Annotated in this window: 21 protein-coding genes; 12 read left to right on the top strand and 9 right to left on the bottom strand. The window is 69.2% G+C overall.

The window, feature by feature from the left end; translation table 11 throughout:
• Positions 1–162: 162 nt before the first annotated feature.
• The 3 genes from ASE28_RS13090 (at position 163) to ASE28_RS13080 (ending at position 3099) form a co-directional block, all read left to right on the top strand.
• Positions 163–918 carry a response regulator gene (locus ASE28_RS13090; protein WP_057266903.1) on the top strand — a complete coding sequence of 252 codons (756 nt, stop codon included), beginning with the start codon at positions 163–165 and terminating at the stop codon, positions 916–918.
• Positions 915–2219, top strand: a complete 1305-nt coding sequence (locus ASE28_RS13085) for a HAMP domain-containing sensor histidine kinase (RefSeq protein ID WP_057266902.1) — start codon at positions 915–917, stop codon at positions 2217–2219. The genes ASE28_RS13090 and ASE28_RS13085 overlap by 4 nt, the downstream gene beginning before the upstream one ends.
• A gap of 64 nt (positions 2220–2283) precedes the next feature.
• Positions 2284–3099: a DUF72 domain-containing protein gene (locus ASE28_RS13080; protein WP_057266901.1), complete on the top strand. Its 816-nt coding sequence runs from the start codon at positions 2284–2286 to the stop codon at positions 3097–3099.
• On the opposite strand, the gene ASE28_RS13075 is transcribed toward ASE28_RS13080, so the two are convergent.
• On the bottom strand, positions 3096–3392 hold the full coding sequence (locus tag ASE28_RS13075; protein WP_057266900.1) for an acylphosphatase: 297 nt from the start codon (positions 3390–3392) through the stop codon (positions 3096–3098). The two genes, ASE28_RS13080 and ASE28_RS13075, sit on opposite strands and share 4 nt — an antisense overlap.
• Positions 3393–3449: 57 nt before the next feature.
• On the opposite strand from ASE28_RS13075, the gene ASE28_RS13070 reads away from it, so the two are divergent.
• The 3 genes from ASE28_RS13070 to ASE28_RS13065 all read left to right on the top strand — a co-directional run bounded on the left by ASE28_RS13070 (position 3450) and on the right by ASE28_RS13065 (position 5415).
• Positions 3450–3698, top strand: coding sequence for an ATP-binding protein (locus tag ASE28_RS13070; RefSeq protein WP_057266899.1), 249 nt, complete (start codon positions 3450–3452; stop codon positions 3696–3698).
• A 34-nt stretch (positions 3699–3732) separates the two neighbouring features.
• Positions 3733–3861, top strand: a complete 129-nt coding sequence (locus ASE28_RS33370; protein WP_255361074.1) for a hypothetical protein — start codon at positions 3733–3735, stop codon at positions 3859–3861.
• A gap of 159 nt (positions 3862–4020) precedes the next feature.
• A complete protein-coding gene (locus tag ASE28_RS13065; RefSeq protein WP_057266898.1) occupies positions 4021–5415 on the top strand; it encodes a homoserine dehydrogenase in 1395 nt (464 codons plus the stop codon).
• Here the strand turns inward: ASE28_RS13065 and ASE28_RS13060 are convergent, their stop codons facing one another.
• Together ASE28_RS13060 and ASE28_RS13055 are read right to left on the bottom strand one after the other, a co-directional pair.
• Complete coding sequence (locus tag ASE28_RS13060; RefSeq protein ID WP_057266897.1) at positions 5416–6054, bottom strand: FMN-binding negative transcriptional regulator; 639 nt, start codon at positions 6052–6054, stop codon at positions 5416–5418. It abuts the gene before it with no gap.
• A 3-nt stretch (positions 6055–6057) separates the two neighbouring features.
• On the bottom strand, positions 6058–6540 hold the full coding sequence (locus tag ASE28_RS13055; RefSeq protein WP_057266896.1) for an OsmC family protein: 483 nt from the start codon (positions 6538–6540) through the stop codon (positions 6058–6060).
• 81 nt (positions 6541–6621) lie between these two features.
• On the opposite strand from ASE28_RS13055, the gene ASE28_RS13050 reads away from it, so the two are divergent.
• A complete protein-coding gene (locus ASE28_RS13050; RefSeq protein WP_057266895.1) occupies positions 6622–8076 on the top strand; it encodes a PLP-dependent aminotransferase family protein in 1455 nt (484 codons plus the stop codon).
• A 5-nt stretch (positions 8077–8081) separates the two neighbouring features.
• Here ASE28_RS13050 and ASE28_RS13045 read toward each other — a convergent pair whose 3' ends face one another.
• Complete coding sequence (locus tag ASE28_RS13045; protein WP_157421959.1) at positions 8082–9167, bottom strand: MBL fold metallo-hydrolase; 1086 nt, start codon at positions 9165–9167, stop codon at positions 8082–8084.
• An 84-nt stretch (positions 9168–9251) separates the two neighbouring features.
• Here ASE28_RS13045 and ASE28_RS13040 point away from each other — a divergent pair, with 84 nt between their 5' ends.
• The 4 genes from ASE28_RS13040 (at position 9252) to ASE28_RS13025 (ending at position 13187) form a co-directional block, all read left to right on the top strand.
• A complete protein-coding gene (locus ASE28_RS13040) occupies positions 9252–9896 on the top strand; it encodes a TetR/AcrR family transcriptional regulator (RefSeq protein ID WP_057266894.1) in 645 nt (214 codons plus the stop codon).
• A 33-nt stretch (positions 9897–9929) separates the two neighbouring features.
• The gene (locus ASE28_RS13035) at positions 9930–10553 is read left to right on the top strand and encodes an alpha/beta fold hydrolase (RefSeq protein ID WP_057266893.1); all 624 of its coding nucleotides are present in this window, start codon (positions 9930–9932) and stop codon (positions 10551–10553) included.
• A gap of 50 nt (positions 10554–10603) precedes the next feature.
• Positions 10604–11173 carry a gamma carbonic anhydrase family protein gene (locus ASE28_RS13030; protein ID WP_057200465.1) on the top strand — a complete coding sequence of 190 codons (570 nt, stop codon included), beginning with the start codon at positions 10604–10606 and terminating at the stop codon, positions 11171–11173.
• A gap of 100 nt (positions 11174–11273) precedes the next feature.
• Positions 11274–13187, top strand: a complete 1914-nt coding sequence (locus tag ASE28_RS13025) for a radical SAM protein (protein ID WP_200963941.1) — start codon at positions 11274–11276, stop codon at positions 13185–13187.
• 146 nt (positions 13188–13333) lie between these two features.
• On the opposite strand, the gene ASE28_RS13020 is transcribed toward ASE28_RS13025, so the two are convergent.
• Positions 13334–14416: an ankyrin repeat domain-containing protein gene (locus ASE28_RS13020; protein ID WP_057266891.1), complete on the bottom strand. Its 1083-nt coding sequence runs from the start codon at positions 14414–14416 to the stop codon at positions 13334–13336.
• Positions 14417–14459: 43 nt separating this feature from the next.
• Here ASE28_RS13020 and ASE28_RS13015 point away from each other — a divergent pair, with 43 nt between their 5' ends.
• On the top strand, positions 14460–15152 hold the full coding sequence (locus tag ASE28_RS13015) for an HAD family phosphatase (protein WP_057266890.1): 693 nt from the start codon (positions 14460–14462) through the stop codon (positions 15150–15152).
• A gap of 3 nt (positions 15153–15155) precedes the next feature.
• Here the strand turns inward: ASE28_RS13015 and ASE28_RS13010 are convergent, their stop codons facing one another.
• From ASE28_RS13010 to ASE28_RS12995, 4 genes are read right to left on the bottom strand one after another with little or no spacing between them, the layout of a single operon-like run.
• Entirely contained in the window at positions 15156–15518 is a 363-nt protein-coding gene (locus ASE28_RS13010; RefSeq protein ID WP_057200462.1) for a hypothetical protein, read from the bottom strand.
• Between the two features lie 37 nt (positions 15519–15555).
• Positions 15556–16023 (bottom strand): roadblock/LC7 domain-containing protein, encoded by a 468-nt coding sequence (locus tag ASE28_RS13005; protein ID WP_057266889.1) that lies wholly within the window; start codon positions 16021–16023, stop codon positions 15556–15558.
• Positions 16016–16594: an ATP/GTP-binding protein gene (locus ASE28_RS13000; protein ID WP_057267294.1), complete on the bottom strand. Its 579-nt coding sequence runs from the start codon at positions 16592–16594 to the stop codon at positions 16016–16018. The genes ASE28_RS13005 and ASE28_RS13000 overlap by 8 nt, the downstream gene beginning before the upstream one ends.
• The gene (locus ASE28_RS12995) at positions 16594–17568 is read right to left on the bottom strand and encodes a hypothetical protein (RefSeq protein WP_057266888.1); all 975 of its coding nucleotides are present in this window, start codon (positions 17566–17568) and stop codon (positions 16594–16596) included. The genes ASE28_RS13000 and ASE28_RS12995 overlap by 1 nt, the downstream gene beginning before the upstream one ends.
• Between the last annotated feature and the right edge of the window lie 8 nt (positions 17569–17576).

Here is a 17576-nt window from a genome sequence, read left to right as displayed (position 1 = left end):
CCCTCGTGGTGAAGTTCAGGAAGACTGCATTGAAGCCAGTCCAGGTATCGGGCATTTGTCCTGGCAGGGGCTTTTGGTGTGCGCAGGTGTCGCAGCTGCGTGCGGACAAGTTGGGATACAAACCCTCTGCGGGCGCGCCCGCATTGCCCGGAGAATCGACCCATGCAGCAGCAGCCTGAAGACCACGTACTGATCGTCGACGACGACGCCGGCATCCGCGAACTGGCGGCCCAGTACCTGCGCAAGCAGGGCCTGCAGGTGAGCGTGGCGGCCGATGGGCGGCAGATGCGTGCGGTGCTGGCGGGCACGCGCATCGACCTCTTGGTGCTGGACCTGATGCTGCCCGGCACCGACGGCATTGCGCTGTGCCGCGAGCTGCGCAGCCCGGGCGCACCGGCGCTGCCCATCATCATGCTCACCGCGCGCAGCGACGAGGCCGACCGCATCCTGGGCCTGGAGCTGGGGGCCGACGACTATGTGACCAAGCCCTTTGCCGCGCGTGAGCTGCTGGCGCGCATCCACGCGGTGCTGCGGCGCACGCGCATGCTGCCGCCCAACCTGGCAGTCACCGAGCCGGCGCGCGAGCTGGCGTTTGGCGACTGGCGGCTGGACACCACGGCGCGCCACCTGCTGGACGCCAGCGGCGCGGTGGTGGCCCTGTCGGGTGCGGAGTACCGGCTGCTGCGCGTGCTGCTGGACCACCCGCAGCGCGTGCTGACGCGCGACCAGTTGCTGCAGCTGACGCAGGGGCGCGATGCCGAAGTGTTCGACCGCTCCATCGACCTGCTGGTGAGCCGCGTGCGCCAGCGCCTGGGCGACGGCGTGCGTGGCTCGCGCTACATCAAGACGGTGCGCAACGAGGGCTATGTGTTCTGCGCTGCGGTGCACGCCGCGCAGGCAGGGGCGGGAAGCGCATGAAGCGCTGGTGGCCGGGCTCGCTGTTCGGGCGCATTCTGCTGGTGCTGGCGCTGGGCCTGGCGCTGGCGCATGCGCTGACCTTCATGCTGGCAGTGACGGAGCGCAGCATGAGCATGCGCAACGCCATGGTGGGCTACCTGGCAAGCGACGTGGCCAGCTCGGTGGCGGTGCTGGAGCGGCTGCCCGCCGGCGAACGCGGCCAGTGGCTGGCGCGCCTGGCGCGGCGCAACTACCGCTTCGTGCTGGCCGAGCCGCTGCCGGTGCCCGCCAGCCAGTCGGCCCTGGCGCTGCTGGTGGCAGGCGCCGTGGCAGAGGCGCTACCGCCCGGCCGCACGCTGCAGGTGGTGGACCCCGGTGTACCGGGCACCGAGCTGCGGCTGCAGCTGCGCCTGGCCGACGGTACGCCGCTGGCCGTGGACATGGACGAGCCCCGGCTGCAGGTGTCGCGCTGGGTGCTGGCGGCGCTGGCGCTGCAGCTGGCGGTGCTGGTGGGCCTGTGCGCCTGGGCCGTGCGCGCGGCCACCCGCCCCTTGAACGCGCTGGCCGACGCGGCCGATGCCCTGGGCGCCGCGCAGGCGGCGGTGCCCCTGGCCGAGGACGGTCCGCGCGAGGTGGTGCGCGCCGCCGCCGCCTTCAACCGCATGCAGCAGCGCATACAGGCGTACCTGCAGGAGCGCATGCAGATCCTGGCGGCGGTGTCGCACGACCTGCAGACGCCCATCACGCGCCTGCGGCTGCGCGCCGACCTGCTGGACGAAGCGCCCCTGCGCGACAAGCTGCATGCCGACCTGGCCGAGATGCAGTCGCTGGTGGAGGAGGGCATTGCCTACGCGCGATCGCCCCAGGCCGTGCGCGAGCCGCTGCAGCGCGTGGACCTGCGCGCGCTGGTGGAAAGCCTGGCCATGGACTACGCCGACGCGGGCATGCCGGTGCGCGTGCTGCACGCAGCGGACGGAATCTGCGACACACGCCCGCAGGCGCTGCGCCGGCTGCTGTGCAACCTGGTGGACAACGCGCTCAAATTTGCGGGCAGTGCCGAGCTGGCGCTGGAGGCCGACCCGCAGGGCCGGTGGTGCGTGCGCGTGCTGGACCGCGGCCCGGGCATACCGCAGGCGGAACTGGCCACCGTGCTGCAGCCCTATGTGCGGCTGGAAGACTCGCGCAACCGTGGCACCGGCGGCACGGGCCTGGGCTTGGCCATTGCGAACGAGCTGGCCCAGGCGCTGGGCGGGCGTCTGGTGCTGGCGCCACGCGAGGATGGCGGCGAGGGGCTGGAGGCACGGGTGGAGTTGCCGGCATAGCGCTGTAGCCGGGCCGCGCTGGTACAGTGCCCTTTCCGTGGATTGACTCGTGACAGGGAACGCCATGACTGACAGCAGCAACAGCAAGCAGCAGCACATCCGCATCGGCATCGGCGGCTGGACCTTCGAGCCCTGGCGCGGCAACTTCTACCCCGCAGGCCTGTCGCACGCCAAGGAGCTGCACTACGCCAGCCGCCAGCTCACGGCCATCGAGGTCAACGGCACCTACTACAGCACCTTCAAGCCGCCCACCTTTGCCAAGTGGCATGGCGAGACGCCCGATGGGTTCATGTTCTCGCTCAAGGCCAACCGCTTTGCGACCAACCGGCGCGTGCTGGCCGAGGCGGGCGATTCGATCGCGCGCTTTGTCGACAGCGGCATCTCCGAGCTCAAGGACAAGCTCGGCCCCATCGTCTGGCAGTTCATGCCCACCAAGCAGTTCGAGCCAGGGGATTTCGAGGCTTTTCTAGCGCTGCTGCCCAAGGCGGTGGATGGGCGCACGCTGCGCCATGTGCTGGACGTGCGGCACGAGAGCTTTGCCACACCGGCCTTCATCGAACTGGCGCGCCGCTACGGCTGCGTGCCGGTGCACACCGATTCGGAAAAATTCCCGGCCATCGCCGATGGGGCGGCCGATTTTGCCTACCTGCGGCTGATGCGCAGCCAGGCCGACGTGCCCACAGGCTATACGCCCGAGGCCATTGCCCAATGGGCCCAGGGCGTGCGCAGCTGGACGGGAGGCGAGCGGCCACGCGATGTGTTCGTGTACTTCATCAACGGCGCGAAGGAGCGGGCGCCGGCGGGGGCGATGGAGTTGATCAGGCAGCTGGGACTCGCCTTGCCAAAGGCCGAGCAGGGCACAACACCCGGGTTGTTCTAGACCGTTTCGCGCTGCCTGAAGCCCTGCGGTGGCTCACCGCCATCGGGCACATTGCCCACCACCACGCGCTCCACCTGCGCCTGCGCCGGCCCCTGGTGCGCCCAGTCGACGAGGGCCTGCACGGCCTGTGGAGTGCCCCAGGCGCAGGCCTCCACCCGGCCATCGCTGCGGTTGCGCACCCAGCCCTGCACGCCCAGGCGCTTGGCTGCCTGGGTCATGGACCAGCGGTAGCCGACCCCCTGCACATGGCCGGTGATGAGGAGGTGGCGGGTGATGAGGTTGTCGGAGTCCATGGCCGGCACTGTACCGCGAGCCTTGCAGGGCAGGCACGCCGGGGGCACACTGCCCGTATGAGCACAGCCCCACGCAAGGCCCTGCCCGCCATCGACACCGACCGCTGCACCGGCTGCGGCTGGTGCATCGCCGTGTGCCCGCCGCATGTGCTGTCGCTGCAGGTACAGGGGCCGCACAGCTGGGGGCCCAAGCGATCCAAGCTGCACGACGAGCCGGGCTGCACGGGGTGCGCGCTGTGTGCGGTGCGCTGCCCGTTCGATGCGATACGCATGGTGCGAACCACGGGCCATGCAACGACCCCTTGACGCCCCCCACGCCCAATCCGCTACACTGGCAGCCATGTCGTACACCTCCATCCACACCGCATTTGCTGCCGCTGCCCCCATGGGCATGGCCATGATGCTGCCTGCGTTCACGCGGGCGATGGGTGCACGAATGATTACCACCATTACCCCCGCGGCCACCTGAGCACGCGCAGGTGGCCGTTTCGGCAGCCACCTGGTGATCGCTCTCTCCCTCCTCCCCGGAATGAACGAATGAAACCCAGCTCTGGCAGCTGGGTTTTTTGTTTTGTTCGTTTGTTTTTTGGCTGCCTGGCAGCCAGCAACCCGGAGAAGGAAGCTCTTTATGTACCGCGATCCCGTCCAGTCCCTTCAGCCTGCACAGCACAGCATTGCCACGACCATGGCCATGCCTGCTGCCACCCGCCCGCTGCGCGTGGGCATGATCGGCATTGGCACCGTAGGCGCAGGAACTTTCCGCGTGCTGGCACGCAACCAGGACGTGGTTGCGGCCCGCGCGGGGCGTGGCATCGAGGTGGTGGTGGTGGCGGCGCGCAACCTGGCGCGCGCGGCCGGCGTGGTGGGCACGGGCGTGGCACTGACCAACGACCCGATGCAGGTCGCCACCCACCCCGATGTGGACGTGGTGGTGGAGGCCGCGGGCGGCACCGGCCCGGCGCGCGAATGGCTGCTGGCGGCCATGGCGGCGGGCAAGCACGTGGTGACGGCCAACAAGGCGCTGCTGGCGGTGCATGGCAACGAGCTGTTTGCCGCCGCGCGCCAGCATGGCGTAGCGCTGGCCTATGAGGGGGCGGTGGCCGTGAGCATCCCCATCATCAAGGCGCTGCGCGAGGGCCTCACGGCCAACCGCATCGAGTGGGTGGCAGGCATCATCAACGGCACCACCAATTTCATCCTGAGCAAGATGCGCGACGAGGGCCTGGGCTTTGCGCAGGCGCTGGAGCAGGCACAGGCCCTGGGCTATGCCGAGGCGGACCCCGCCTTCGACATCGAGGGCGTGGACGCGGCGCACAAGATCACGCTGCTGGCGGCCAACGCCTTCGGCATGCCGGTGCGCTTTGCCGACGCGCAGGTGGAGGGCATCACCGCGCTGCAGGGGCTGGACGTGGCGTGCGCCGAGCAGTTGGGCTACCGCATCAAGCTGCTGGGTGTGGCGCGAAAGCGCAGCGACGGCGTGGAGCTGCGCGTGCAGCCCGCGCTGGTGCCGGCCACGCACCTGCTGGCACATGTGAACGGTTCGATGAACGGCATCATGGTCAAGGGCGATGCGGCCGGGGTGACGATGTACTACGGCGCGGGCGCCGGATCGGAGCAGACCGCATCAGCCGTGATTGCCGACCTGGTGGACGTGGCGCGGCTCGACGGCACGAACGCGGCGCAGCGCGTGCCGCACCTGGGCTTTCACGCCCATGCGGTGGACGAGCACCTGGCCGTGCTGCCAGGCGCCGCCGTGCACACGCGCCACTACCTGCGCGTGCCCGTGCACCTGGCGCAGGACATCGGGGCCGTGGGCGCCTGGCTGGCGGCGCAGCAGGTGCCGGTGGCGCAAGTGGTGCTGGCGGCAGACAAGGCCCTGCCCCCGGGCAGCGGCGCCCAGGTGCTGGTGCTGACCGACGCGGTGGCCCAGGCCACGGTGGACCTGGCCGTGCATGCGCTGGCAGCGCACCCGGCGGTGGCCGGGCCGGTGATCTCGCTGCGGGTGGAGATGCTCGACGCTTGATCAGGCTGATGCGCCCTGCCGCACCAGCGCGGCCATGGCCAGCGCCGCAGGCGTTCCCTCCGCCGTGAGGCCAGCCACCACGCCGGCGCGGTCGGCGTCGGTGCGGTTCTGGCTGACCTTCCACACGCCCTCCCACCGCTCCACCGCGAGCTCGATGCCAACGATGGCGCGCATCATCTGCTCGATGTAGGCGGGCGGTGCGTCGTCCAGGCGCCAGGGCTCGGGGCGGTGCGCTTCGTGCGCCTCGCTCAGGGTGTGCAATATGGCGCGCAGCGTGGCCGGGTCGTCCTTCAGGGCGGTGAGCTGGCCGTGGGCGTGCACCGTGGCGTAGTTCCAGGTAGGTACCTGCTTGCCGTCGATGGCCTTGGAAGGGTACCAGGTGGGCGAGATGTAGGCCTGCGGCCCGTGGAAGATGGCCACGGAGGTCTGCGGCAGCAGCGGCCATACGCTGTTGGCGCGCGCCACGTGACCGACCAGCGTGCCGTGCTCGCCGCGCGTGGGATCGAGGTACAGCGGCACATGGTTGGCGTGCAGCGCGCCTTCGCGCGTGATGACCAGCGTGGCCAGCGGCTGGGCACGCACCAGGGACTGCAGCACGGCGGCGTCGGCCACGCGGAACTGGCGGTTGGCATTGGCCATGGTTCAGCCCCCTTCGCTCAGTTGCAGCACGGGCGCGCAGTCGATCTGCGTCTTGACCGAGTTGGCCAGGAAGCACGAGGTGTGGGCCTTGTGGTGCAGGTCGTCGAGTTGCTCGGCGCTGGGTGCGTGGGCCGCATCGAAGCGGGTGACCGGCTTGAGCTGCACGTGGGTGACGACGAGCTGGCCGGCATCGTTCTTGGCCATGGTGCCCACGGCCGCATCGCTGTAGCTGTCCAGCCGGTAGCCCGCGCGGCTGGCGAAGTCCATGAACCACAGCATGTGGCAGCTCGACAGCGAGGCGACGTAGGCCTCCTCGGGGTCGACCGCCGCCGCATCGGAGTAGGGCAGGGGCACGACATGCGGCGAGGACGATGCGGCCACGGTGGCGCCGCCGTCGAACTGCCAGGTGTGGGCGCGGTGGTAGCGCTTGTCGAGGAAATCGTCGCTGCCGCGTTGCCAGGTGATGGTGGCGAAGTGCTCTGCCATGGTGGGAATGCTTTCGTGGGGGTGGTGCCTACAATGGTTCTTCAGTTTATGGCGATAGAGAGCCATTGAAGGGGCCAATTCGTGCCAACCGCCAGAGCCAATCCCACCGTGGCCACCGCCACGCTGCGCCAGCAGGTCTACGAGCGCCTGCGCGGCGCCATCGAGCAGGGCAGCCTGCGCGCGGGCACGCGGCTGCCGCCTTCGCGCGAGCATGCTGCGGCGCTGGGCGTGTCGCGCAACACGGTGCTGTGGGCCGTGCATCGCCTGCAGGCCGAGGGCTATGTGGAGGCGCGTGTGGGCGATGGCACCTATGTCTCGCAGGCGGCCGGGGGCGCCACCACCCGCACCCAGCAGCAGTTGGTGGCGCCGCCCAGGGGCCTGTCGCGCCGGGGCCAACTGATTGCCGACACAGCGGCGCGCTGGAACCCGCCGGTGGCAGTGGCGCGGGCCTTTCGCATGGGGGCGCCCGAGGTGGACACCTTTCCCTACGCCGTGTGGGACCGCCTGGCGCGCCAGGCCGGCCCCGGCCAGCGCGCGGCGCGCGCGCAGTACCTGGACCCGGCCGGCGACCCGCAGCTGCGCGAGGCGGTGGCGCAGTGGCTGTGGGCCTCGCGCGGCATCCGCTGCGATGCGGGCCAGGTGGTGGTGTGCTCGGGCTCGCAGCAGGCCATCGACCTGATCGCGCGGCTGCTGCTGGACGTGGGCGACGAAGTGCTGGTGGAAGACCCCGGCTACCCCGGCATACGCGCTGCGCTGCTGGGCCACGGCGTGCGGGCCCGGCCCATGGCCATGGACGGCGAGGGCGCCTGCATTGCCGAGGCCACGCAGCGCTGGCCCGGCGCGCACATGGCGGTGGTGACGCCCACGCACCAGTACCCCACGGGCGGGCGCATGGGCCTGGCGCGGCGCCAGGCGCTGCTGCAGTGGGCGCGCACGCACGATGCCTGGGTGGTGGAGGACGACTACGACGGCGAGTTCCAGTACGGCGCGCAGCGCGTGCCGGCGCTGTGCAGCCTGCCGGGGTCGGAGCGGGTGCTGTACGTGGGCACCTTTTCCAAGACGCTGCACCCGGGCCTGCGGCTGGGCTTCATCGTGGCGCCGCCGGCGCTGGTGCAGCCCTTTGCCATGGCCCGCGCCATCACCGACCGGCATGCGCCCGGCGATGCGCAGGCGGTGCTGGCGCAGTTCATTGCCGAGGGCCACCTGCTGCGCCACCTGCGCCAGATGCGCGAGCTGTACCAGGCACGCCAGCAGGCGCTGCGCGATGCGCTGGCCGATGCCAGCGACGGCGCGTTGCAACTGGCCGCCAGCGACCGGGGCATGCATCTGCTGCTGGAGCACGCGCCGGGCAGCGACGACGAGGCTCTGTGCCGCCAGGCCCAGGCGGCGGGGGTGATGCTGGCGCCGCTGTCGCGCTATGCGATGGAGTCCGAGCGGCGCGGCTGGCTGTTCGGCTACGCGGGCTTCGGCGTGGTCGAGATCACGGCTGCGGCGCGGATTGTGGGCCAATTGGCCAGGCGCCTGCCGGACGGCTGATCAGCTCACTGCACGCTGCGCCACCAGCTTTGCGACAGCGAGGGGTTGCGGATGTCCAGCCGCTCGCCCATCACCGGCGCCACCAGGGGCACCTGGCTCGCAGCGGCCAGCGTGGTGATGCGCTCGAAGGGCTCGTGCCAGGGGTGCAGGGCCAGGTCGAAGGTGCCGTTGTGGATGGGCATCATGTGGCGGCCCTTCACGTCGCGGTGGGCCTGCAGGCTTTCTTCGGGCTGCATGTGCACGTCGGGCCACTGGGCGTCGTAGGCCCCGGTCTCGACCATGGTCAGGTCGAACGGGCCATAGCGCTCGCCGATGGCCTTGAAGCCGTCGAAATAGCCGGTGTCGCCGCTGAAGAAGATGCGCGTGTCGCCGGCCATGATGACCCACGAGGCCCACAGCGTGCGGTTGCCGTCCGACAGGGTGCGGCCCGAGAAGTGCTGGGCCGGGGTGGCGACGAACTTCACGCCGCCCACGCTGGTGCCCTGCCACCAGTCGAACTGCTGCACCTTGGCGGCCGGCACGCCCCAGGCGATGAGGCGGTCGCCCACGCCCAGCGGGGTGAGGAAATGCTCGACCTTGGGCGCCAGCTTCTGGATGGCGTCGAAATCGAGGTGGTCGTAGTGGTCATGCGAGAGCACCACGCCGGTAATGGGCGGCAGCTCGTCGATGGTGAGCGGCGGCGCGTGGAAGCGCTTGGGCCCGAGGAGCTGAAAGGGCGAGGCGCGCTCGGAGAACACCGGGTCGGTGAGCCAGAACTTGCCGTCAAGCTTGAGCAGCATGGTCGAATGGCCCAGGCGCCACAGGCTCTGGTCGGGCGCTGCCAGCACGTCGGCCTGGGTGAGCGGCTTGACCTCGATGGGCTTGGCGGGCACGGTGTTGGCCGGCTTGTCGGTGGCAAAGCGCCAGAAGATGGCCACCGTCTTGAAGAAGCCGGGCGCCTGGCGCGGAGCAACGTTGCGGAACTTGCCGTCCACGTACTGGGGCGACTGCTCGTACGAGGCAGAGGGCAGGTTGGCACAGGAGAGGATGCTGTAGGCCATGGCGGTGATTGCGGTGAGGATGAGGAGGATGCGGGGCACGCGGCGGAACATGGGGGACTGCCTTTTCTGAAAAGTGCACTGCACAGTGTAGTGTTGTTTCTGAAAAAGTAAACTCCCCGGTGTAAAATTTCGGCTATGAGCCCCATAGCCCCGCCCACGACTCCTGCCACCCGCCTGACCGACCGCAAGCGCGAGGCCATCGTGCAGGCTGCCATTGCGGAGTTCCGCGAGCATGGCTTTGCCGGCACCAGCATGGACCGGGTGGCTGCGGCGGCCGATGTCTCCAAGCGCACGGTGTACAACCACTTTCCGAGCAAGGACGAGCTGTTCGAGGCCATCCTGGGCAAGCTGTGGGAGCGCGGCCATGCGCTGCACGAGATCCGCTACGACACCGCGCAGCCCCTGCGCGCACAGTTGCTGGCGCTGCTGGAGCAAAAGATGCAGTTGCTCAATGACGCAAGCTTCATCGACCTCTCGCGCGTGGCCATGGCCGAGCTGATGCACACGCCCGAGCGCGCCCGCGCCCTGGTGGAACGCCTGTCCGAAAAGGAGGAAGGCCTGCCGCAGTGGATGCGCGCCGCCCAGCAGGACGGCCGCCTGCGCACCGGGGTCGACGCCCACTACGCGGCCCACCAGCTGCATGGCATGGTCAAGTCCTTCGCCTTCTGGCCCCAGCTGGCCATGGGCCAGCCGCCGCTGGCGCCCGCCGTGCAGCAGCAGGTGCTGGCAGATGCGGTGGACATGTTCCTGGGCTTCTACGCGGTGGCCGCACCGGGCTGATCAATTGGCGCGCGCGGCGTATGCTGCCGGACCATGGAAGCGCAGCAACAACCCTCCCAGATCCTCTTCCTCCCGGGCGTCGGTGGCGACCCGCAGTTCTGGCAACCTGTGTCCAGCTTGCTGGACCACCCGGCCACCCGCCGGCTGATGGGCTGGCCGGGCTTCGGCCCGGTGCCGGCCGACCCCCGTGTGCGCGGGATGGAAGACCTGGTGGCGCGGGTGGTGGACGCCATCGACCGGCCCACGGCGCTGGTCGCGCAGTCCATGGGCGGCATCGTGGCCATCCAGGCGGCCCTCCAACGTCCTGACCAGGTCACGCACCTGGTGCTGGCGGCCACCTCGGGCGGCGTGGACATGGCCGCCCACGGCGCACAGGACTGGCGGCCGGCCTTCGCCCAGGCCCACCCCACGGTGCCGACCTGGTTCGCCGACTACCGCGAGGACCTGAGCGCCGCCCTGGCCACCTTGGCGCCGCCCACGCTGCTGCTGTGGGGCGATGCCGACGCCATCAGCCCCGTGGGCGTGGGCCGGCGCCTGCAGGCGCTGCTGCCGCACAGCTGGCTGCAGGTGGTGCCCGGTGGCGCACACGACCTGGCGAACCGGCATGCGGCGCAGGTGGCGCCCCTGATCGCAGTGCATCTGCGCGGCGGTCACTGACTTTGCACTACGCTCGGAGCATTGCTTTCAGCGTCGCACCAACAAACAACATGCCCATTGCTCCCTACCTCGATACCGCGCCCGTGCTCGGCACCGGCGTCTTCCTCCACGACTCGGCCCAGGTGATCGGCGACGTCACCCTTGGCAAAGACGCGTCCGTGTGGTGCAACGCCGTGCTACGCGGCGACGTGAACCGCATCGTGGTGGGCGAGGCCACGAACGTGCAGGACCTGACCATGGGCCATGTCTCACACCGCAATGCCGCCAAGCCCGAGGGCTCGCCGCTCATCATCGGCAGCCATGTCACCATCGGCCATGCGGTGATCCTGCACGGCTGCCGCATCGGCGACGAGTGTTTGATCGGCATGGGCTCGATCGTCATGGACGATGCCGTGATCGGCGATCGCGTGATGCTCGGCGCGGGCAGCCTGGTGTCGCCCGGCAAGGTGCTGGAGAGCGGCTACCTGTATATCGGCCGGCCCGCCGTGCGCCAGCGTGCGCTGACGGACCAGGAGATCGCCTACCTGCGTTATTCGGCCGAGCACTATGTGCGCGTGAAGAACAACTACCTGGCGGGCACGCCGGATGCAGCGGTGGAACCGCCGCCCCAGCCCCTGTAAGTCGCACGCCCCCGCTGGGTAAGGGTCACGCGGGATAATCGGGCACTTCTTCCACGATTCCCCACGAGGCGGCACTGCATCGCCCTGACCGCCCCCACCCATGTCTGCCCCACCGCTTCGCGTCCTGTCCGTCATCCCGCCGATGACGCAACTGAACACGCCCTACCCGTCGACGGCCTACCTCACGGGCTTTCTGCGCTCGCGCGAGATCACGGCGGTGCAGGAAGACCTGGCGCTAGCCCTGGTGCTGCAGCTGCTGTCGCCCGATGGCCTGCGCGCCGTGGCGGCCAAGGTGGCTGCGCTGCCGGCCAAGAAGCACAGCCCTGCCGTGCAGGCCTTTGCGGCGCAGCGCGACCGCTACCTGGCGACCATTGCGCCGACCATCGCCTTTTTGCAGGGGCGCGACACCACGTTGGCGCACCGCATCGTGGGGCGCAACTTCCTGCCCGAGGGGCCGCGCTTCGCCACGCTCGACGTGTACGTGGACGACGAGGGTGGCGACCCGCTGGGCTGGGCCTTCGGCGCCCTGGGCCTGCATGACCGCGCCAAGCACCTGGCCACCCTGTATTTGAACGACCTGGCCGACGTGCTGCGCGATGCGGTGGATCCGCGCTTCGAGTTCGTGCGCTATGCCGAGTCGCTGGCGGGCAGCCAGCCCACCTTCGAGCCGCTGGCTGCCGCCCTGGCCGGGCCGCTGAACCTGGTGGACGAGACCCTGCGCACGCTGGCCCTGGCCGCAGTGGAGCGCCATGCACCCACGGTGGTGCTGCTGTCGGTGCCGTTCCCTGGCGCGGTGTACGCGGCGTTTCGCATTGCGCAGGCGATCAAGGCGACGCACCCGCACATCGTCACCGTGCTGGGCGGCGGCTTCGTGAACACCGAGCTGCGCGACCTGACCGAGCCGCGCGTGTTCGACTACTTCGACTACGTGTCGCTGGACGCGGGTGAGCGCCCGCTGCTGGCGCTGCTGGAGCATGTGCAAGGCCAGCGCGGGCGCCAGCGCCTGGTGCGCACCTTCGTGCGCGATGCGGACACGCAGGCCGTGCGTTACATCAACATGCAAGAGGCGGACATCGCCTTTGCCGAGGTGGGTACGCCCACCTGGGACGGGCTGCCGCTGGACAAGTATTTGTCGCTCTTGGACATGCTCAACCCCATGCACCGCCTGTGGAGCGACGGGCGCTGGAACAAGCTCACCGTGGCGCACGGCTGCTACTGGAAGAAGTGCAGCTTCTGCGACGTGAGCCTCGATTACATCAGCCGCTACGAGGGTGCCTCGGCCAGCGTGCTGGCAGACCGCATCGAGGCCATCGTGCGCGAAACAGGGCAGACGGGTTTTCACTTCGTGGACGAGGCGGCGCCGCCCAAGGCGCTCAAGACCCTGGCCACCGAGCTGATCGAGCGCAACGCGGGCATCTCGTGGTGGGGCAACATCCGCTTCGAGAAAACCTTCACGCCCGAACTGGCAGAGCTGCTGGCCGACAGCGGCTGCATCGCCGTCTCGGGCGGGCTCGAAGTGGCGTCGGACCGGCTGCTGGACCTGATGAAGAAGGGCGTCTCGGTGGACCAGGTGGCGCGCGTGACGCGGGCCTTCACCGACGCGGGCATCCTCGTGCACGCCTACCTGATGTACGGCTTTCCCACGCAGACCGCGCAGGACACGGTGGACGCGCTCGAGTACGTGCGCCAGCTGTTCGCCAACGGCTGCATCCAGAGCGGCTTCTTCCACCGCTTTGCCTGCACCGTGCACTCGCCCGTGGGCAAGGCGCCCGAAGAGTACGGCGTGACGCTGGAGCCCCTGCCGCCGGTGAGCTTTGCCAAGAACGACATCGGCTTTCACGACCCCACGGGCGTGGACCACGATGCCCTGGGCGGTGCGCTCAAGAAAGCGATCTACAACTACATGCACGGCATCGGCCTCGAAGAGGACGTGCGCAGCTGGTTCCCCTTCAAGGTGCCCAAGACCACGGTGCAGCGCAACCGCATCGAGAAAGCGCTGCAGCAGCGGGGTTGATGCCCCGGGGGATATTTCAGTGATCCATTGCGCCATGCACCGCCCACGGTGCATGAAACTGGCGCGGCCAAGGCCAGTGCCCCCGCGCAAGGGCCGCCCCGCCGCGCTGGGGGCGTCCCCCTTCCAGGGGGAAGGCGTGAAGCGACTCAGGGGGTAGCCATAAACGCGAGGATGTCGTTGAAGTCCTTGCGGTCCTTGGGCGTCTGGTACTTGTACGCAGCGAACGACTCCTGGAGCATGCCGGTCAGCCGGTCGCGGTTCTCCCGCAGTTCAGCCTTCCAGGCCGGGTCCCGCACCAGCAGCTTGAAGATGGCGAGCTTGCCGTCCAGGTTCTCGTGCATGGCGTCGAACGAGGTGACCGTGAACTCCAGCAGATTGGCCAGTTTAGGCAGACCGCGGGTGCTCGCACCCTTGTCCAGCAGCGATTGCACGATCTTGGCCTGGTGGTAGTAGATGGCGATCTCGATGGGGTAGCTGGTCTTCGAAGATCCCTTCTCGCGCACGTCAGGATCGGCACCGTGCTGTAGCAGCAGGTCCACGATCTTGGGCGCCGAGAACCGGCAAGCCTCGTACAGGTTCGGGTAACCCTTGTGCGGCAGGTTGGGGTCGGCGCCATGTTCCAGCATGAGCTGCACGACCTTCACGCGCTTGTCGGTGATGGCCTTGTTCAAGCAGGAATAGCCGGAGGAGAACTTGCTGTTCGGGTCAGCCCCTTTCTCCAGCAGGGCCTGCACGGTGGCCTGGTTCTTGGAGAAGCCGATGGCGCGGATGAAGGCATAGGTCGGGTCGTTCTGCTCGCGCTCGGCGGCTTCGATGGCCCTGCCCACGCGGCCCAGCTGGGCGGTCGGGGCCAGGGTCTTCATCAGCGCCACCACGTCGGCGGGCGGCTTCTTTTTGCCGTCGATGAAGCCGTATTCGAGCTTGCGCGCCACTTCGTCATCGACCAGTTCCGCATGCAGGGTGTGGCAGACCTTGGACAGGGGGCCGATGAAGTCCCCGACATCGGTGGAGCCTGAGGTGAAGGCTGCATCGATCACCCGGCCCGAGCGCTCGCAGTGGTCGAAGCCCAAGTGGTCCGTGGGGTGGATGGTGATCTTGCGGGCGGCGCAGAAGGCCTTGATGGCGGCTTCGAGCGCGGCGCCATCGGGCGTGGTGCTGAAGACGGCGTGCAGGGCATCGGCATCGGTGTCGTTCTTGCAGACCAGCGTGAATCGTGTCGTGTATTCCATAGACCTTGAAGGTGGCGCGGTGTTCTGAAGGCATCATATTTCGATGCAGACACCTCACCCGCCTTTCACCGCCGCCATCTTCGACATGGATGGCCTGCTCATCGATTCCGAGCGCGCCACCCTGCGCGCCTGGACCGCGGCGGCCCTCGCCCAGGGAGTGGTGCTGCGGGAAAGCGACTACCTGCAGGTGGTGGGCAAGGCGGCGCAGGATTCGCACGCCATCCTGCAGGCGCACCTGGGCGGGGTGGTGCCATTCGAGCAGGCCATGGTGGCGGTGCGGGCTGCGCTGGAGGAAGGGGAGAGCGAAGAACTGCGGTTCCCGCTCAAACCCGGCGCGGCGGCGCTGCTGGCGCGCCTGCAGGCTGCGGGCATACCGTGCGCGGTGGCCTCGTCGTCGCGCACCGACGAAATCGCGCACCGCCTCGCGCGCGTGGGCGTGCTGCAGCACTTCGCGGCCGTAGCCGGTGGCAATGAGGTGCTGCGCGGCAAGCCCGACCCGGCCCTGTATGCACTGGCTGCCGCGCGCCTGGGCGTGGAGCCGGCGCAGTGCCTGGCCTTCGAGGACAGCCACAACGGTGCCTGTGCAGCCCTGGCTGCGGGCATGGGGCTGGTGGTGGTGCCGGACCTGCTGCAGCCAGCGCCCGAGGTGGCGCAGGCCTGCGTGGCCGTGCTGGGTTCGCTGGAAGAAGCCCTGCCGCTGTTGCCGCGCTGGTTCGCGCCTGGCGCCAGCAGCTGACCGTCAGATGTTGGTCTGCGCCTCGGCTTCGAGCACCTTGCGGCGGGCCATGGCCAGGTTGGCGCGGCTGCGGTCGAGCACGTAGTAGATGAACAGGCCGTCGTGCTTTTCCACCGGGCGGATGATGTGGTACTGCTGGGTCAGCGTGATCAGGATGTCCTCGATGCTGCCCGCCAGACCCAGCGACTTCATGGTCTTCATCTTGGCGCGCACGACCTCGGTGTTGCCGGCGGCGGCCAGCTCCAGGTCGAGGCCCGTGCCCACGGATTCGAGCAGCATGCCGCTGTTGTAGTCCACCAGCGCGGCGCACATGGCGCCCTCGGTCTGCATGAGCTGGTTCAGGAGTTCTTTGGGGGTGAATGCCATGGCGTGGTCTCCGGTGTTAGTGGAACAGGGAACGGAACTACAAAGACGGGGCGCTGCCCGGTTGCGGCGTGGCAACGCAAGCGGCAACCACCTGGTCCGCCGTGTTGCGGCAGCTCCAAAGCAGCTTGCCCAGCAGCGACGATTCGTTGGTGACCACGGTGAGCACCAGGTCGCCCGAGGGCACGGGCACATTCATCGAGACGATGTGGCCACTGCCCGATTCAAGGATCAGCCGCTCGGGCGCACTGTGCCCGGCCTCGCGCGTCATGGCGCCGGCCAGCGCACTGAGCGAGCCGGACATGGCCGAGAGCCGGTCGGCGTCCTGGCTGTCAGAGAGGGTGGAGGCCACCGTGAAGCCGTCGGCACTGGCCAGGGTGGCGCTCAGGATGCCGGGCGTGCCGCGCTGCAGTTCGCCCAACAGTTCGGCCAGCTGGGCAATGGTGACCAGGCGCAGCGCCGTGCCGGCAGACGAAAAGCCCGGGGTGCTGCCAATGCTGCTACTCATGTTCGATCTCCGCCATGCTCACCAGGACCGACAGCAAGAGGCGCACGTCGGCATCGCGCCGCACGTCCACCTCGAGCACGGGGGGGTTGTATCCGAGGGCGCCCAGCTGCTCGCAGTAGTCCACGATGCCGGGCGAGGGGTGCGTGTCGAGCCGGCCCACGCCGACCACGGTGCGCCGCGCCGGCACGTGGGGGGCGAAGGCCTTGAGGTAGCGCGCCACCTCGCCCACCGGGTCGGGCTGCGAGTTGTCGGCCAGCACGATCAGGCCAAAGGCGCCCGCGCCCAGGATGTCCCACATGAAGCGAAAGCGCTCCTGCCCGGGCGTGCCGAAGAGCTTGAGCACCCACTGGTCGCCCAGGCGGCATTCGCCGTAGTCGAGCCCTACGGTGGTCATGGTCTTGCCGGGCATGGAGAGCTCGGCGCCGCCGGTGATGGGTACGTCGGTGGAGAGAACCTCGCCATCGCTGATGGCGCGGATCGCGGTGGTCTTGCCGGCGCCCATGGGCCCCGTGAAGACGATCTTGAGATCGCGGGAGGTGCCTGCGGACACAGCAGGTGCAGGGGAGGGCATCACCATAGCTTGAGCCGTTCACGCAGGTTGCCGAGCCAGCCCGGTGGGCCGGCTGCGGTCGGTGGATTGGGAGGCTTCGCGGCGCCTACGGCGGCTGGCGCCGCCGCGGACTGGGTGGGGGCAGATGCGGCCCCGGCGCTGCCTTCGTCCACCGCCAGCCCCAGCGCCAGGCAGGCTTCGAGGAACCAGCGCACGGTGGCTTCGGGCACGCCGCTCTTGGCGCAGGCCTGCTCGTAGCTCAGCGCCTGGCTGGTCAGCAGCGCCGCCAGGCGGGGATGGCCTGCGGCGGTGAGGCCCACTGCATCGGGCCAGCGCGAAAGCCGGTAGTGGCCGGTGCGCTCGGGGGCGCTGGCACCCGTCTGCGCCAACCGCATGGCCAGGCCCCACAGCAGGTGGCGCAGGCTGTGGGCGGGCACGGATCGGATGAGCTCTTCCTCCACCGGGCTGACGCGGTGCGGCTCGCCCAGCGCATAGGCGCCCGATAGCAGCACGTCCATGGGCATGGAGGTATGCACCAGCTGCTGCACGAAGTCGAACACGATCTGCTGGCCGGCGCTCATGGGCACCACGGCGCGGCGGCGCTCGGCCATGCGGGTGCGCTCGCCCAGCAGCTCGAACAGGGCGCGCTGGCCCTTGACCGGATCAAACTGCGATGCGCCATGCACGCGCTGGGTGGCCGACTGCAGGACGGCGATGACATTGGTCATGCGCAAGGGAGTGGCCACCGTGAGATCGGCTGTGGCTTCCAGCGCCGCCCCCACGTCCTCGGGGTCCATCACGCGCACGGTGATACACGGGGCATGGAAGCGGTAGGGCCAGTGGCCGGGAACGAAGACCACGTTGCACTCGGCAAGTTGCTCACTGAACCGCGCCCGGATGTTCACCCCGCCTTCGAGCAGCCGAACCAGTGCGCGCAACACCAGCTGGTCCTTCTGCGCAATGTCCTGGGTACCGATGACAAGCCCCTCGCCCATACCAGTCA

Origin of the sequence: Acidovorax sp. Root219 (assembly GCF_001428665.1) — a bacterium.
Classification (GTDB): Bacteria; Pseudomonadota; Gammaproteobacteria; order Burkholderiales; family Burkholderiaceae_C; genus Acidovorax.
This window is presented reverse-complemented; position numbering and strand designations above follow the sequence as displayed.